A 14815-nucleotide genomic window follows, 5' to 3' on the forward strand; every position below is an offset into this window, starting at 1 on the left:
GGTCCTGGCGACGATTGAACAGGAAGAGATAGGTCATGTTGCTGTAGGGTCTTATTGGTTTCGCTGGCTCTGTCAGGCCCGCGGCCTGGATCCGGACTCGTACTTCTTTACGCTACTCGATCTCCATTATCGCGGGCGACCGGGGGGCGAATTTGCGGAAGCGGCGCGCCTTGCCGCCGGGTTTTCGCCCCTGGAATTGGATCGCTTACGGCAACGCGCGCAGGGGGCGGCGCTGCATGGCTGAATTGATCCTCGGGGTAGAAAGCTCCTGCGACGAGACCGGATTGGCTTTGTACGAGAAAGGTGTCGGGTTGCGTGCCGAAGTCCTGTTCAGTCAGACGGAAATCCATGCGCCCTATGGTGGAGTCGTGCCCGAGCTTGCGGCACGGGATCATGTGCGACGCTTACCCATGCTTTGGGAGGAATTACAAAGGCGCAGCGGATTGCATTGCGCCGATGCGGTAGCCGTCACTGCGGGTCCTGGGCTCATTGGTGCGTTGTTGGTTGGCGTGAGCTTTGCCCGTGCCTTGGCCTATGCCTGGCAAGTGCCACTGATCCCCGTCCATCACTTGGAAGGACATCTCCTTGCCCCCCTTCTTGAAGGAGAACTTCCCCTTCCCGCCGTGGCGTTGCTTGTCTCTGGTGGGCACAGCCAATTCATTGCCATCCATGCCCTGGGAGAGTACGAACTGCTTGGCGATACATTGGACGATGCGGCTGGCGAGGCATTTGACAAGGCCGCCAAGATCCTTGGTTTGCCTTATCCTGGTGGACCGGCCTTGGCCGCCCTTGCTGAGCAGGGCGACCCGTGCCGTTTCTCTCTGCCGCGGCCCATGCTCGACCGACCCGGCCTGGGTTTGAGTTTCAGCGGTCTGAAAACGGCCTTTCGTTTACAAGTTGAGCGCCTAGAGGCAGGCGACGCACAAGGGCGTGCCGATCTCGCCGCGAGCTTTCAGCAGGCCATTGTCGATACCCTACTGGAAAAGTGTCGAAGGGCGCTGCGGCAAACAGGCTTTTCGCAGCTCATCGTGGCGGGCGGAGTGAGTGCCAACCGCCTGCTTCGGCAACGTTTGCAGGAAGGTGTCGGGGGACAAGCGCAGGTTCATTTTCCCAGCTTGCGTCATGCTACGGATAACGCGGCGATGATCGCGCTTGCCGGTGCCATGCGTCTGCCAAAGGCAATGCCGGCCCTGCTACCCTGCCGAACACGCGCGCGTTGGCCGTTGGAGGAGTTATGAAAACCGTCCAAGAACCGCCTTTTTCCCTGGATGAGCAAATTCTGGAGGAAGCAGAACGCAATGCGGATTTTGCCGAGGGGCTCGATTGGCAGCAAACAGGCCATTTTTCTGAAGCGGTCCAGTCCTTTCGCAAGGCATTGGACGCCCGGAATGATCTGCCCTTGTATTGGACCTTCTACGCTTGGGCCTTGGCAGAGTCGGGCGATGTTCATGGGGCGATTGCGGCCTGCCGCAAGGCTATCGCCCTCGACCCTGAATGGGGTGTCGCGTGGAATGATCTGGGGGAATATCTCATGGAAAGCGGGCGCGTCGAGGATGCGCTGTTTCCAATTCGCAAGGCCCTGCGCAGCAAGCATTTCGATCGGCAGCACCTGGCCCATATGAATCTCGCGCGCTATTACCTACACCATGGGCAATTGCGCCGCGCGCGGCAGGCTGCGGAAGAGGCGCATCGGCTCTTGCCGATTTTCCATCCTGCCAAAGAGTTGGCCGAGTGGATTCGCGAGCGCCAAGAGGCCTGGGGCATCGACGACTGAGTTGAGCCGGAGCGGGCTCCTTCCGCTATACTTGCCTTGCCCCTTTCCTGATGATGAGGACGTTCATGAGCACCGAACTCTGGTATACCGAGCGCTATGAAGAACATGGCGCAGCCCTAAGCCTGAAGATCAGCGAAGTGCTGCATCGCGAGCAAAGTCCCTATCAGACCATCGAAATCTTTGAGACGGAGCACTTTGGTACCTTAATGACGCTGGATGGTTTGGTCATGCTCACAGACCGTGACAACTTTCTCTATCACGAGATGATGACCCATCCCGCCTTGTTCATGCACCCGGACCCCAAGCGCGTGCTCATCATTGGTGGTGGCGATTGCGGTACCCTGCGCGAAGTCCTGCGCCATCCGGAAGTGGAAGCCGCTGAGCAGGTAGAGCTGGATGAGCGCGTGACTCGTGTGGCCGAGCGATTTTTTCCGCTGCTGTGTGAGCGGAATGACGATCCCCGTGCACGTTTTCATTTTCAGGATGGGATCGCTTGGGTCAAGAATGCAAAGCCCGGCAGTTATGATGTGATCATTGTCGACTCCACTGACCCCGTGGGCCCTGCCGCCGGTTTGTTTGGTGCGGAATTTTACGCGACATGCCACGCCGCTTTGGCGGACAAAGGGGTGCTCGTGGCGCAGTCGGAGTCGCCTTTGCTGCATGCCGATCTAATTTGCGGCTGTCAGCGAAGAATGCATGCCGCGGGCTTTGACTCGGTAGATACCCTCTTCTTCCCGCAGTTTGCGTATCCTTCCGGCTGGTGGAGTGCCACCCTGGCACGTAAGGGGATCGAGCGCGACGCCTTCCGCCGCAAGGATGCCGAACAGATGGCTGGCTTGCAGTACTATCATGCCGACATGCAGGCGGCGGCAATGGTTGCGCCAGCGTTTTTGCATTCAGTCGAGAAATGACAATGCCCCCTTTGAGGGAAGGCGTGTCTGTTACCTTTTCGGCAATTTTCAAAAAGTGGTTGAGCTCTTTGGAGATCCAGAGATGGCATTCAGCCTAGGTCATGGCTGTTCAGGCTGCGACAGCCAGTGTCTGCCCTGCCGGTATCGGCCACATTCGGCCGTTCAAGATTCTTCCATATCAAGCTGTTGGACGGCAGGACTGCAGCGGGAAACAGTCGTTACCCTTAAGGTTGGTTGGCGTCAGCATCGTGTCCTTGTTTTCATACATACATATAGAGACGGAGGAATGATAAAGCGATGAAGAATCATCTGGTTAGTATCTGTTATCGCAGGTCTCTATATTAAAGACTGTCCGGACCCATCGGTCTCTATATTTACTGTTATGCGTCTCAAATATAAACACCGCGTCAGGTCGGCCACCTGAGAAAACATCGGAGAAAACGAATGGAGAAATTCAAATCGGGCGATATAGTCAAACTCAAGTCTGGCGGCCCGAATATGACCGTCAGCAACTACGTGGGAATAGCAGCGGGGCGAGAATCTAAAACGGTCCAATGCAAGTGGTTTGCGGGGGCAAAATCGGAATCATCAAACTTTTACGAAGACATGCTGGTTCCAGTTGAGGAAGAAAAGAAGTGAGTTTCTCCGCTTTGGAAGTGGCCATATGGATGAAGGAAACCGTAGAAAAGGACGGTTTCCTTTATCAAGATGTCGCTGCCAGCGAGATTGCATCTCGATTTGGAGATTCATTCACGTATATCAACGACAACGGGAACCTGGCAATCGACCAAGCCGTGCTAAAAGAATTCAAAAAGCAAACGGGAGACAGCGCAATTTGGGAGCGGGGCCAACGTCTTTGGCGTAAGCGCGAAAGCTACGACTTACCCGGTCGTCAACAGCCTTAGGGAAATTGTGGGCGATATGCATAACTCAAAGTTAGATCAAAAAGGAGATGGCTGTGCCTCAATTGAAAACATATAAACTGTTCATTAGTCATTCATGGGCATACGGTGATGCGTATGACAAACTGGTCAAATTTTTCAATGAGTATCCAAACTTCCATTGGGTTGACTACTCTGTTCCGAAGAACGACCCAATTCATAATGCTCCGAACGATAAAGCGCTTTACCAGGCGATAAAAAATCAAATGCAAGTTGTAAATTGTGTCGTAATGCTCGCAGGCGTGTACAGTACCCATTCGAAATGGATCAATAAAGAGATTGAGATAGCAAAGAATGTATTTTCAAAGCCACTGATCGCCGTCGAGCCGTGGGCATCTGAAAAAACCTCAAAAATCGTCAAAGATAATGCTGACGCAATAGTAAAATGGCAAAGCTCTTCAATTGTCGCCGCTATTCGTAATTACTCTATTTAGGTGAGTTATGAGAAAGGCTCTGGTTGTCGGGATTGATCACTACGAAAATGTCAGTCAATTGCATGGATGCGTTAACGACGCTTTCGCGGTTAAAAATGTGCTTGAAAGACATGGCGATGGTTCACCGAATTTCGGCGTCAATACAATAGTTGCATCTGGCGCAGCATCGAAGATTGAAAGAAGGCAGCTTAAGGATGTGGTAATTGAGCTTTTTAAAGATGATGCAGATATAGCATTATTCTACTTCTCGGGGCATGGGTATATTGAGTCAACAGGAGGCTACTTAATTACGTCAGAGTGTTCTGATGGCGATGATGGTTTTTCCATGGATGAATTGCTTACTATAGCGAACGGATCAAGAGCAAAAAACAAAATTATAATTTTAGATTGCTGTCATTCTGGAGTTGCTGGCAATCCGTCAAGCACAGAAGACAAGTCCTTTCTGAGTGAAGGAGTAACAATTCTCACCGCTTCTGCCAAAGATCAATATTCAATAGAGTCTGGTGGCTCTGGAGTATTTACCATGCTCTTAGTCGACGCCTTAAATGGAAGCGCCGCAAATCTTGTGGGAGATATTACCCCGGGAAGCGTTTACGCGCACATTGACCAATCTCTTGGGCCTTGGGAGCAGCGCCCTATATTTAAAACTAATGTAAAACGCTTCATATCCTTGAGAGAGGTTCAGCCTCCGATAGCGCTTGATGAGCTCAGGAAAATTAATCAACTCTTCCCAGATCAAACTTATAGCTTTCCTTTAAATCCCAGTTTTGAGCCAACGTCAGATAGTTGTGATGATGACAATATGGAAATATTTGCAATCCTCCAAAAGTACAATCGGATTAATCTGGTTAAGCCTATTGACGAAGAACATATGTACTATGCCGCTATGAATTCAACTGGCTGTAGGCTCACAGTTCTCGGCGCGCATTATTGGAATTTGGTGCAAAAGAAATTGATCTGACAATGTCATAAACGTGGACCCCAAAAAGTTACGCTCCGCTCCGCGTTTTGGGTCCATTTATGGCTGGCTTTGAACGGCGGCTGTTGGGTCTGGAACCGACAGCGTGTCACGTAAAAGCAAATGGCAGCTTGGGGTCGGTAGCGGCCACTCAGTCTGCTAGGGCGAAGCCAAGCGTCGGAGTCGATCATCCGTTCTGTGAAAAATGCGCTTGATCCTATAGCTGGTCCAACAATAGTTAACAACATTCCGGGTCTTCATAATGGCTGATGACGTTAAAGTCCGTTGAGCCAACCATTGTTCGCAGTTACGGAACGATCGGGTAATGAAGGCGTCTGAGCATGACCAAATCGCGGCAGTCTGGTTACGAGAGAGCAGGCTGAACCGCCAATAACGCGGCCTCTACGGCGCCTGCGAGGTATCCTGGGGTACTGGGCGAACACTCGCTGGCGAGGGCCAAGAGGCGGTGTTGCCAGAGTCCGGTATCTACCATCATAGGGGCCGGATTGGGGTGTTCTCCGGATGCGCTCCTATCTGTGCTGGTGGCCGTGAAGGTTTCCTGAGCCCAGTCCTGATAGAGCTCCTGGAGAGGGCTTTGGGCCTTCGCTCCAAAAAGGCGTGCGAGTTGAGCGCGACAAAGGGCGCGGAGTTCTGACTCTGACAGGGCGGCGCGTGTCGCGGCCGGTAGGGCAAAAAAGCCAAAGAGCGCGGCAGGTCCATCGGGGATGCTGGCGTCATGGATCTCATTGAGGGGGCCGACGGCGCTGCGTGCCTCCCCTGAGAGGCCCTGGGCACGCCAGAAGGGTTCGGCGTATACCGCGAAATATTTGGCATGGGGTGCCATCCAGGTCTCGGTCTGATGCCAGGTAGCCTGCAAAGCGGGAGGCAAGTCGGGTTGAAACTGTAGGGTGTCTGCGATCAGTCGCGGGGGTATGGCGAGCAGGACCTGGTCCACCTCGGCGATGACGACGCTTGCGCCTCTGGCGTCCAGCGCTTCCAAGCGAATCTTGGCATGACGACTATCCAGGGTCAGGCGCGAGATGGGGGTGCGCAGTTGCAGGCGATCGGTGCCAATACGCGCCTGCAGGGCTTCGGTCAGAGCCGCCATGCCCCCCAGCAGGCGCATGGACTCGGGCACCTGGGGCATATTGGGAAAGCGCTGCGCCGGTGCCGTACTGGAGCGTTCCAATAGGAGGTCTCCGCTGGCGTACTGGGGGTATGCCTGCAGCCCCAATGCCTGCACCAATTGCGCAAGCTGGGGCTGAAATTCGGGCCAAAACCATGAAGGTCCCAGGTCCAAACGGTTAGCCGGCTGGGCTTGCGGATGTTCCCGTGTGGGAGATAAAACCTCGGGCGAGAGAATGCGCCCGCCGATGCGATCGCGGGCCTCGAACAGTCGCCAATCCTTGCGACCTTGTTGGTCCAACTGCCAGGCGGCGACGAGGCCGCTAAGGCCCGCGCCAATAATCGCAATCTTTGCATCACCCATGGACGGGGGCTTCCCCAACGGGTAGGGCACCGACCTTGACATAGCAGCGCGCGCCGTCGCTTCCGGCGCGTAGGCCGGGATAGTGACCGGCAGGAAGTCGCATCCAGCTTCCCTGGCGGTAGCAGCTCTCGCCTTCCGTCAGCGTGCCGTGCAGCAGCAGCCATTCGGCGCCGGGTATGGGGTCGGGAAACAACACCGCACCGGCCTCCAACTCTTGCACGCTGACCTGCTCGCCCGCGCTGGCGAAGAGGGGGCAGACACGGCGATTCGTGCCCGCGCGCCAGTGTTCCGCTTGGCGGGTATTGATGCGCACGGGCTGGGTCTCGGTTGCGGGCATCTGCCGCAGTTTGACGAAGAGCAAGGCCCCATCCAGACTGCTCGGCTGGTGGGCGGAGCCCGGGGGATTGCGCAGATACCAGCCAGCCCCGTAGTCCTGCCCGGCCTCTGATAACGTTCCCTCCAAGACTAGGATCTCTTCGCCCAGGGGATGCTGGTGCGGCGGAAACGTTGATTGGGGCGCATAGCGCACCAGGCTCGTGGCCCGCGCCTGCTCGGCGCCGATGCGATCTAGCATCACGCGCTCTACTCCGGCCTGGGGCGAGGGCTGCCAGACATGCTGATCGGGGGTCACCGTGACCCGTTGGTGGAAGTCGGCACGGATGCGCATCGCGGGCTCCTGCAGGATCTTGAGAGACTGCAGGGTACAAAAGGCCAGCGTGGGAGCGCAATGCTCGACACCCGGCGTTGGGCCGGTAGGATCGTTGCTCGACGGAAGGGCGGATGAAAAGCCGCCAGGGAGAAGGACAGATCGTGCCGCAATTTCAACGGTATTTAGGAATTGACTACTCTGGTGCCAGTACCCCCGAGGCGGCGTTGCCGGGCCTGAGGGTCTATGAGGCGGTGGGTAACGCGCCGGCCTGGGAGCGCCTACCCGTGGGGGCAGGCCGGTACTGGTCCCGGCGCGGCCTTGCGGTATTTTTGGAACAGTATTTACGCGCGGAGATCCCCAGCGTGGTGGGGATAGATCATGCCTTTTCTTTTCCCCGACGCTACTTTGTGGCGCAGGGGCTGACAGGGGACTGGGCGGAGTTTTTGCAAGACTTCCACGGCGTATGGCCCAGCGATCTGCCGGGGGTCCGGGTAGAGACCCTGCGGCGTGGTGTAAGCGATCTCTGACCGGCGTTCTTCCCTTCTGAGCAGGCATTGCCCAGCATGGCGCCATCGTTCTTGTAAAGGATTGGCGTCATGGAAAACACCCCAGAAGATAGCGGCAAGGTTCAGGCCCGGACGGAGGTCTGGCAGCAACGGATGCAGGAATACGAGGCTTGTGGCCTTTCTGCCCGACAGTTCTGCGCAGAACACGGACTGTCCCTGCCGCAGTTTTATTATTGGCGGCGTCGCCTGCGCCTGGAGAGCGGTGGCGTGGTAGCTCCCGGGGATGATGGGGAGGCGATGGCTCCTGCCTTCGTGGAATTGGGCCTGGGTGCTGTGCCACCATCTGCAGCGCGGGCGCTGCCCCTGGAGATTCGCCTCGACCTGGGGGGTGGCTGCGTCCTCTCGATTCGGCGAGGCTGAGGGATGTTCTTTCCGGAAGGACGCATCCGGGTCTTTCTTTGCCGGGTGCCGGTGGACATGCGTAAGTCCTTCGACGGGCTCTCGGCCTTGGTGCATCCGACCTTCGCCCAGGATCCCCTGTCCGGGCATTGCTTCGTCTTCGTGAATCGCAGGGCGACCCAGATGAAGGTGCTGTATTGGGATCGAACGGGATACTGTCTCTGGGCCAAGCGCCTGGAGCGGGGTGGCTTTTGGTCGTGGCGGCATCCCCCCAAAGCGGAGATCGACTGGACCGGTCTCAAACTCCTGTTGGAGGGCATCGATGGCGTCCAAAAAAGGCGCCGTTATCGGCACCAAAACGGAGAAAAATTCTCCTGAAACCCGCTGAAATGCTTGCGATATTAAGCAGTTAGTGTTATGATTCTGCTATGGATTTGGCAGAATCTCCCACCCCCAGAAACTACCCCGAAGCCCTCGCTGCCTGGCAGCTGCAGGTCGAGATCAATGCCACCATCCACAAGAAATTTGAAGCCCAAATCCAAGGGCTCCAAAGCCAGCTCGATTGGTTCCGCCAGCAGTTCTTCGGCCAGAAGAGCGAACGGCGCGTCCCTCCGCCTCCGGTCGAGCAGCTGAGTCTCGGTCAGGAGTTTTCTCCGGCGGAAGTCGCACCTGCGCCTCTTCGTATCGTCGCCGCCCATACTCGCGCCGCGCCCAAACGGCCGGAAGATCGGGCCGAAAGCCTGCCCTTCTTCGATGAGAGCCGGGTACCTACCGAAACCATCACCCTCCCGGCTCCCGAGATCGCAGGCCTCGATCCCGACGCCTGCGAGATCATCGATACCAAGGTCAGCTACCGCCTGGCCCAGCGGCCAGGCAGCTATGTCGTCCTCAAATACGAGCGGCCGGTGGTCAAGCTCCGGGAATCGGAGACCCTGCACACCGCCCCGGCTCCCATGGGGGTTCTGGACGGCAGCCGGGCCGATGTCAGCCTGCTGGCGGGAATCCTGACGGATAAGTTCCTGTACCACTTGCCGCTCTATCGGCAGCATCAGCGGATGGTGGCCCAAGGCCTGCGGGTCAGTCGCTCTTGGCTCACCGATCTCGTGCAACGGTCCATTCTGCTCCTGTCCCCCATCTATACGGCCCAGTTTGAGAGCATTCGCCAGTCTCGCGTGCTGACTATGGACGAGACCCCCATCAAGGCGGGACGCCGGGAAAAGGGCAAGATGCACCAAGGGTACTTCTGGCCGGTCTTTGGCGATGCCCAGGAGATCTGCTTTCCCTATGCCGAAAGCCGGGGCACCATCCACATCCGGGAGCTCTTGGGCCCCTTGGCGCCGGGTACGGTGCTCCTGAGCGATGGCTATGCCGCTTATGCCCGCTTCCAGAAAGAAAACGCGGGGCTGATCCATGCCCAGTGCTGGGCCCACAGCCGACGGGAGTTCGTGCGTGCCGAGGCCCACGCCCCGGAAAGGGTGGCCGAGGCCCTGGAGCAGATCCGGGCGTTCTATCGCGTCGAAGATGAGATTCGCAGCCAAGGATTGAGCGGTGCGGACAAGCGGCACTATCGCTATACCCATAGCCGCCCCCGGGTCGCCCAGTTCTTCACTTGGGTCGAACAGCAGCTGACGGATACGGCCTTGCTACCCAGCAATCCCTTCACCAAGGCCCTCGCCTACGTCCACAGTCGCAAGGGGCCGCTGCAGGTCTTTCTGGAAGAACCTGACGTGCCCATCGACACCAACCACATCGAGTGCCAGATCCGACCCATTCCCTTGGGGAGAAAAAACTGGCTCTTCTGCTGGACTGAACTTGGTGCAGAGCATCTCGGTATCATCCAGAGTCTGCTCAGTACCTGCCGCCTGCAGGGGATCGATCCCTACGATTATCTCGTAGACGTCCTGCAGCGGGTCGGTCAGCATCCGGCCAAGGACGTGGCCCAACTCACCCCTCGTCTGTGGAAAGAGCACTTTGCCCAGGCACCCCTGCGCTCCGATCTGCACCGCTTCCAGCAACACCGCTGATTCCACCGCCCACCTCAATCCCGACCAGGCAATAAGCCATCCTGCCTCATGCCAATGGAGGGGGGAAGAACGCCGCTGAGAGACCGGTTACGGCGTGGTGCCGCTGGACAATTGCGCGTCGGTAACGCCCGCTGGCGCCGTCACTGCGAGCTGCGTGCTCGCGCGAAGTCGGTTTTTCATTTTGATGTGCCGGGTTCCGTGGCCAAGTCCACCCATGCCGGCCTGCCTTGGCTGGCGCAGTTGCGCACGGTGCTGGGTGCGACTGTGCATTGGTGGCCCTTTGATGGTTGGACGCCACCGCCGGCAACCCATGTGGTAGCAGAATGCTACCCTTCCCTGTGGAGTGGCCGTTATTCGCGCGAGGGACGCAGCCCGGATCAGCAGGATGCGTATGCCGTGGCGGAGTCCCTGCGTTTATTTGATCAGCAAGGCGATTTGGCGGACTACTTCCACCCCGTCCTCAGCCCAGAGGAAGCGCAAGATGCCCCCTTCGAGGGTTGGATTTTAGGGGTGCGCTGAGCCGTAGGTTAGTCCGCTTACGTTGGGGGGCTAGAGGTCGTGCGCACCGCTATACTCGTAGCGGGTTGCTCCCGAGGGAGACTCGGCGCTTTCGGGTAGGAGCTTACGCAGTTCTGCCCCTGCCGCACCGACGATTTTGGCGTTCTTGTCGAGTTCTGCAGCAACTTCGCGCGCTTCGTCCATGCGCATTTCCAAGACGGTGCTCTCGGCATCTTCGCTTACGATCTTCATCTTCCCCTCCTCAATCAAATACGCCTTTGGGTTGTTGGAAATGGTCATCAATACGGTAATCCTGCTCGCCCAGAAGGTATGCCATATCCAGCGGCACCGAAGAAAAGTTCTCGGCATGTTTGATGATCGGTTCCACAATCTTGTTCAGATCTTTCTTCTGGAATTCAATACGAATGGTCTCTTTTGGAGAATCCACCAGTTTCATTATTCACCCTCCAATTTGCCTAATCTACTTTAAGTATAGTTCAATTTTCGGGTACTGATGACGCGTGCTACATGCGCGTATCGAGCCGCTGATTCCACAAGGTAATCGCCGGACTGGTATGTTCCCAGCCTAGACGGGAAATACTCGCTGCATCCAGATGCAAATGGTCTCCAAAATCCAGACCCAGGCCCAGCCAGCAGCAGGCCAGCGCGCGCAGGATATGCCCATGGGCAAAGCAGAGGATGTGCTCGTGGCCAGCAGTTCTCCAATCGTGCAGAACCTGCTGGCAACGGGCTTGAATCTGTTCCCGACTTTCTCCCTCGGGGGCGCCACAGCGGAAGATGGTCCATTGGGGATCTTCCTGATGGATTTCTGGCGTGGTCTTGCCCTCGTAACGACCATAGCGCCACTCGTGCAGACCGTCGTGGATTTGGGGCGCGAATCCGGCCAGGACGGCGGTGTGATGGGCGCGACGCAGCGGGCTGGAATAGATGCCGTCAAAATGGTGTTTGCCACGCTCAAAATATTGCCACAGGGCCTTGGCTTCTTCCCGCCCCTGAGCGGTGAGGTCGATATCGGTAATGGAGGTGTGCCGCCCGGAGGCGGCCCACTCGGTCGTGCCGTGGCGCACGAGGGTAATGGATTGTATCTGCTGTGCCATCAGACCTCCCCCCAGTCGGGTTCGGCTAAACGGAATGGATCGTTGTCAACGTACTGATACCGCCGTTCCCAGGGGCGGGGGGTCAGCTCCTCGCCGCTCTGCTTGACCGCCAGCACTTGGTGCAGCGCTGACCAGTTGCGCCAGAAGCCGTAGGCGCAGCCCGCCATATAGATGGCCCAGATGCGATAGGTCTTGTCGCTGACCAGGGTCAGGGCCTCAGCCTTGCGCGCTTCAAGACGACGTACCCAATGGATCAGGGTCTGGGCATAGTGCGGGCGCAGGTTCTCCACATCCAGGACTTCCAGATTGGCTCCAGCCATGTCCCGCACCACGCGCCAGAGATGGGGAATCTCCCCATCGGGGAAGACGTATTTGTCGATGAAATCGCTGCCCGAGTGATGATCTCCATCGTCGTCTTTGGATGCAGCGGTGATGCCATGATTCATGACCCAACCCCCCTCCTTCAGCACGCGCTGGATGACATCGAAATACTCCGGCAGCTTGGCCCGCCCCACATGCTCGAACATGCCAACGGAGCTGACCTTGTCGAAATGCTCCCGCTCGGGAATGTCGCGATAATCCTGCAGGCGAATCTCCACCTTGTCGGCCAGACCCTCGCGCTCCATGCGTGCCTGAGCAAAGGCGAACTGTTCTTCACTCAGGGTCACGCCCACGCCCTGGATGCCGTAATGCCGGGCCGCCCAGCTCAACAGCCCGCCCCAGCCGCAGCCGATGTCGAGGAGCTTTTCGCCCGGCCGCAGATGGAGCTTGCGGCAGATGTGGTCGAGCTTTTGCTCCTGGGCCGTGTCGATGTCTTCTTCTCCCGTCTTGAAGTAGCCGCAGGAATAGACCAAGTTGCGATCCAGCCAGAGTTGGTAAAAATCATTGGAGACGTCGTAGTGGTAGTGGATCGCCTCTTTGTCTTTGTTCTTGCTGTGCAGGGCCTTGCGGATGATCCCGGTCTTGGAACTTTTTTTACTGGGAAAGGCGTTACTGAGACCTTCGGCGACCGCCAGGATGTCTTGGTAACGTCCCTCGATATCGATGTCGCCCTCTACATAGCCCTCGCCCAGCACGTCCAGGGCGCTCCCCATAAGCAGGCTGGTCACCACCTTGGCCGACTTGAGATGCATGGTGACGATGGGGTTGTCAGCGAAGTCATAGGCGTGGCCATCCCAAAAAACAAGCCGCAGGGGGAGTTCATGTCCGCCCAGGCCTTTTTTGACGTGATCGAGAAAGTTCTTGCGTAAATCCACTCAACTCTCCTTTTTTGAATCCGTGAAGCCAGTGTGTTGTCTGCGTCCTTTCAGTTTAGTTCTTGTCCTGATGGGATGGGATGGGATGGGATGGGATGGGGCCGCGTGCCAGTATCTGCCGAGCGGCTTCGCGCACGGCATGTGTGGGATGATCCCTCAGACGTTTCAGGGCTTGTTGCCGATCGCTGTCGTCGGGGAGATGGGCCAGGGCCTCCACCACCGCCAGACCCTGCACCACATCCACCGCGGACTGCAGTGCGCATTCCGCCAGAGGCAGGGCAGCGGCCGGGTTGTGCTGGTTCTGCAGGCTCAGGATGGCCCCCATGCGAACCTCGGGATGGGGATTGCGCAAGGCCCAGACCAAGCGGTCGAAATAGGGCGTATTGCGCTCCCATGCCTCAATGTCGCGGCCACAGGCCGGACAGCGCACGCTGCCGATGGGGATCTCGGCATAGCAGAGGGGGCAATAGTGGTGATTCACGGACAACCGCAATCCGCTTCCCAGCGTAGGATGTGATTGACAGGCACCAATTCCTGCAGATGGGGCATGACGGCGTCCACGGTCTCGGGCTCGTCAAAGAACTCCAGCACCAGGGGCAGATGGACATTCAGGCGCAAGATGTCATCTGCGTGCACTGTGCCCTTGCTACCAAAGCCCGCAATGCCACGGAAGGCCGTTACCCCATGCACCTTGTATTGGTCATGGAGCATACGGAAGATTTCTTCCATCAAATTATGCCCGTCGTGTTTATCCCCTTCCTTGATATAAATCCGTACCACCGATACCGTCGTCATGTTTCACCTCACAAAAATGGTTCAGATACTGCGCGAAATCCAACCCCCGGCAAATGTCGCTGCCACACACAGAAACAACGATGCGAACATGTAGATCAGTGCTTTTGCTGATTCCCCATTTTCAAAGAGCACCAAGGTCTCCAGAGAAAAGGTAGAGAAGGTGGTGTACGCCCCCAAGCCCCCCGTCAGCATGCCGGTGCGTAGTTCCGGGTTAATGGAGATGCGCTCCAGGGTCTCGAAGAACAGAAATCCCATAATAAAACAGCCCATCACGTTGATGCTCAGGGTGGCCCAGGGAAAATCGCGGCCAAAGACGGACTGGACGAGAAGGGTTTGGCCATAGCGTGCCCAGGCACCAAGAACGGCAAAAATCGCTATGAATCCGAAGGTGGCGTACATGATAAGAAGTCTCCTGCTTCAAATATAGAAAACACTCGCAAAGATAACGATCAGCAGCATCCCAATATAGCCCAAATAGACATTCAGAGAGCCATTCTGTAGTACCAAACCAATACGATCGCTGAGGAATTGCACAATACGTACTGCAGGGCGAAAGAGCCAAGGACCAAAAACCGGTACCTCGCTGTCATTGAAATGCAGTTCGCGGACAAAATACTCGCGCCCGCTATGGGATCGCTCCAGGCGATTTTCCGGTCGGTAGACAAAGGGGCAAGAGACCCGCAGGGCGTTGGTGACGGCCAAGGAAGTCACGGCATTTTCCGCAGGAATCTGGCGCAGCCCGCGGCCCCAGACCGGCACCCGCCGCCGTTTAATCATGGTCGCCAAGGCAATGGCAGCCGTCAGGGCCCGGGACACCTGCAATACGATGTTTTTGACCATACCTCCCCCCTGCTTTCGCAAAACAATCTACCTGCCCCGCCAGCGCGGGGGTGGGTAGAAGTCATTAGCCACAAGGGGCGGTTCCAGGCGGACTTCATCGCCTTTTTTTAGGCTAGGAGAGCGCGGCGTTTGTGTCAACGGAAATCTTGCGAAATTTACGGCGCCGCAGCACCGCACCCAGGGAGTGCATCAAACATCAGGGAGTTAGCAATCTATATGCTTT

The 14815-nt window shown here is 57.1% G+C and carries 23 protein-coding genes and 1 riboswitch (1 of these 24 running past the window's edge); of the genes, 13 read left to right on the forward strand and 10 right to left on the reverse strand.

Going from position 1 to position 14815, the window contains the following annotated elements:
* From M5D89_RS04045 to M5D89_RS04080, 8 genes are all read left to right on the forward strand, one after another.
* Positions 1-244, forward strand: the end of a protein-coding gene (locus M5D89_RS04045) for a ferritin-like domain-containing protein (protein WP_248884582.1). The gene continues 566 nt to the left of window position 1, outside the view; 244 of the gene's 810 nt are visible here — the last part of the coding sequence; its start codon lies beyond the left edge, outside the window; its stop codon occupies positions 242-244.
* The gene (gene tsaD, locus M5D89_RS04050) at positions 237-1238 is read left to right on the forward strand and encodes a tRNA (adenosine(37)-N6)-threonylcarbamoyltransferase complex transferase subunit TsaD (RefSeq protein WP_248884583.1); all 1002 of its coding nucleotides are present in this window, start codon (positions 237-239) and stop codon (positions 1236-1238) included. Before M5D89_RS04045 ends, tsaD begins: the two co-directional genes overlap by 8 nt.
* Positions 1235-1774 (forward strand): tetratricopeptide repeat protein, encoded by a 540-nt coding sequence (locus tag M5D89_RS04055; protein WP_248884584.1) that lies wholly within the window; start codon positions 1235-1237, stop codon positions 1772-1774. The genes tsaD and M5D89_RS04055 overlap by 4 nt, the downstream gene beginning before the upstream one ends.
* Before the next feature lie 65 nt (positions 1775-1839).
* On the forward strand, positions 1840-2685 hold the full coding sequence (gene speE, locus M5D89_RS04060) for a polyamine aminopropyltransferase (protein WP_248884585.1): 846 nt from the start codon (positions 1840-1842) through the stop codon (positions 2683-2685).
* Between the two features lie 444 nt (positions 2686-3129).
* Positions 3130-3324 carry a YodC family protein gene (locus M5D89_RS04065; protein ID WP_248884586.1) on the forward strand — a complete coding sequence of 65 codons (195 nt, stop codon included), beginning with the start codon at positions 3130-3132 and terminating at the stop codon, positions 3322-3324.
* Complete coding sequence (locus M5D89_RS04070) at positions 3321-3590, forward strand: DUF6953 family protein (protein WP_248884587.1); 270 nt, start codon at positions 3321-3323, stop codon at positions 3588-3590. Before M5D89_RS04065 ends, M5D89_RS04070 begins: the two co-directional genes overlap by 4 nt.
* Before the next feature lie 53 nt (positions 3591-3643).
* Positions 3644-4060, forward strand: coding sequence for a TIR domain-containing protein (locus M5D89_RS04075; RefSeq protein ID WP_248884588.1), 417 nt, complete (start codon positions 3644-3646; stop codon positions 4058-4060).
* Positions 4061-4067: 7 nt separating this feature from the next.
* Positions 4068-5021 carry a caspase family protein gene (locus M5D89_RS04080; protein WP_248884589.1) on the forward strand — a complete coding sequence of 318 codons (954 nt, stop codon included), beginning with the start codon at positions 4068-4070 and terminating at the stop codon, positions 5019-5021.
* Positions 5022-5382: 361 nt separating this feature from the next.
* On the opposite strand, the gene M5D89_RS04085 is transcribed toward M5D89_RS04080, so the two are convergent.
* Both M5D89_RS04085 and M5D89_RS04095 read right to left on the reverse strand, forming a co-directional pair.
* Positions 5383-6507, reverse strand: coding sequence for a flavin monoamine oxidase family protein (locus M5D89_RS04085; protein ID WP_283102949.1), 1125 nt, complete (start codon positions 6505-6507; stop codon positions 5383-5385).
* Complete coding sequence (locus M5D89_RS04095; RefSeq protein WP_248884590.1) at positions 6500-7174, reverse strand: cupin domain-containing protein; 675 nt, start codon at positions 7172-7174, stop codon at positions 6500-6502. Before M5D89_RS04095 ends, M5D89_RS04085 begins: the two co-directional genes overlap by 8 nt.
* Before the next feature lie 113 nt (positions 7175-7287).
* Here M5D89_RS04095 and M5D89_RS04100 point away from each other — a divergent pair, with 113 nt between their 5' ends.
* From M5D89_RS04100 to M5D89_RS04120, 5 genes are all read left to right on the forward strand, one after another.
* Complete coding sequence (locus tag M5D89_RS04100; protein WP_248884591.1) at positions 7288-7683, forward strand: hypothetical protein; 396 nt, start codon at positions 7288-7290, stop codon at positions 7681-7683.
* Between the two features lie 69 nt (positions 7684-7752).
* Positions 7753-8082: an IS66 family insertion sequence element accessory protein TnpA gene (tnpA, locus tag M5D89_RS04105; protein ID WP_248884015.1), complete on the forward strand. Its 330-nt coding sequence runs from the start codon at positions 7753-7755 to the stop codon at positions 8080-8082.
* Between the two features lie 3 nt (positions 8083-8085).
* On the forward strand, positions 8086-8439 hold the full coding sequence (gene tnpB, locus M5D89_RS04110) for an IS66 family insertion sequence element accessory protein TnpB (RefSeq protein ID WP_248884014.1): 354 nt from the start codon (positions 8086-8088) through the stop codon (positions 8437-8439).
* 50 nt (positions 8440-8489) lie between these two features.
* Positions 8490-10085: an IS66 family transposase gene (tnpC, locus tag M5D89_RS04115; protein WP_248884013.1), complete on the forward strand. Its 1596-nt coding sequence runs from the start codon at positions 8490-8492 to the stop codon at positions 10083-10085.
* A gap of 48 nt (positions 10086-10133) precedes the next feature.
* A complete protein-coding gene (locus tag M5D89_RS04120; RefSeq protein ID WP_248884592.1) occupies positions 10134-10604 on the forward strand; it encodes a hypothetical protein in 471 nt (156 codons plus the stop codon).
* Positions 10605-10634: 30 nt separating this feature from the next.
* Here the strand turns inward: M5D89_RS04120 and M5D89_RS04125 are convergent, their stop codons facing one another.
* The 8 genes from M5D89_RS04125 to M5D89_RS04160 all read right to left on the reverse strand — a co-directional run bounded on the left by M5D89_RS04125 (position 10635) and on the right by M5D89_RS04160 (position 14592).
* Positions 10635-10835, reverse strand: coding sequence for a hypothetical protein (locus M5D89_RS04125; RefSeq protein ID WP_248884593.1), 201 nt, complete (start codon positions 10833-10835; stop codon positions 10635-10637).
* Positions 10836-10845: 10 nt separating this feature from the next.
* Complete coding sequence (locus M5D89_RS04130) at positions 10846-11040, reverse strand: hypothetical protein (protein WP_248884594.1); 195 nt, start codon at positions 11038-11040, stop codon at positions 10846-10848.
* Between the two features lie 67 nt (positions 11041-11107).
* A complete protein-coding gene (locus tag M5D89_RS04135; RefSeq protein ID WP_248884595.1) occupies positions 11108-11701 on the reverse strand; it encodes a histidine phosphatase family protein in 594 nt (197 codons plus the stop codon).
* Positions 11701-12957 (reverse strand): class I SAM-dependent methyltransferase, encoded by a 1257-nt coding sequence (locus M5D89_RS04140; RefSeq protein ID WP_248884596.1) that lies wholly within the window; start codon positions 12955-12957, stop codon positions 11701-11703. The genes M5D89_RS04135 and M5D89_RS04140 overlap by 1 nt, the downstream gene beginning before the upstream one ends.
* A 55-nt stretch (positions 12958-13012) precedes the next feature.
* Positions 13013-13438 carry a HEAT repeat domain-containing protein gene (locus M5D89_RS04145; protein ID WP_248886428.1) on the reverse strand — a complete coding sequence of 142 codons (426 nt, stop codon included), beginning with the start codon at positions 13436-13438 and terminating at the stop codon, positions 13013-13015.
* Positions 13435-13752: a DUF190 domain-containing protein gene (locus tag M5D89_RS04150; RefSeq protein WP_248884597.1), complete on the reverse strand. Its 318-nt coding sequence runs from the start codon at positions 13750-13752 to the stop codon at positions 13435-13437. Before M5D89_RS04150 ends, M5D89_RS04145 begins: the two co-directional genes overlap by 4 nt.
* A gap of 21 nt (positions 13753-13773) precedes the next feature.
* Positions 13774-14151, reverse strand: a complete 378-nt coding sequence (gene crcB / locus M5D89_RS04155; protein ID WP_248884598.1) for a fluoride efflux transporter CrcB — start codon at positions 14149-14151, stop codon at positions 13774-13776.
* Between the two features lie 18 nt (positions 14152-14169).
* Entirely contained in the window at positions 14170-14592 is a 423-nt protein-coding gene (locus M5D89_RS04160; protein WP_248884599.1) for a hypothetical protein, read from the reverse strand.
* A gap of 48 nt (positions 14593-14640) precedes the next feature.
* A riboswitch (Fluoride riboswitch) is annotated at positions 14641-14703 on the reverse strand.
* Between the last annotated feature and the right edge of the window lie 112 nt (positions 14704-14815).

Source organism: Acidithiobacillus acidisediminis (genome assembly GCF_023277115.1).
In the GTDB taxonomy this organism is placed as follows: domain Bacteria; phylum Pseudomonadota; class Gammaproteobacteria; order Acidithiobacillales; family Acidithiobacillaceae; genus Igneacidithiobacillus; species Igneacidithiobacillus acidisediminis.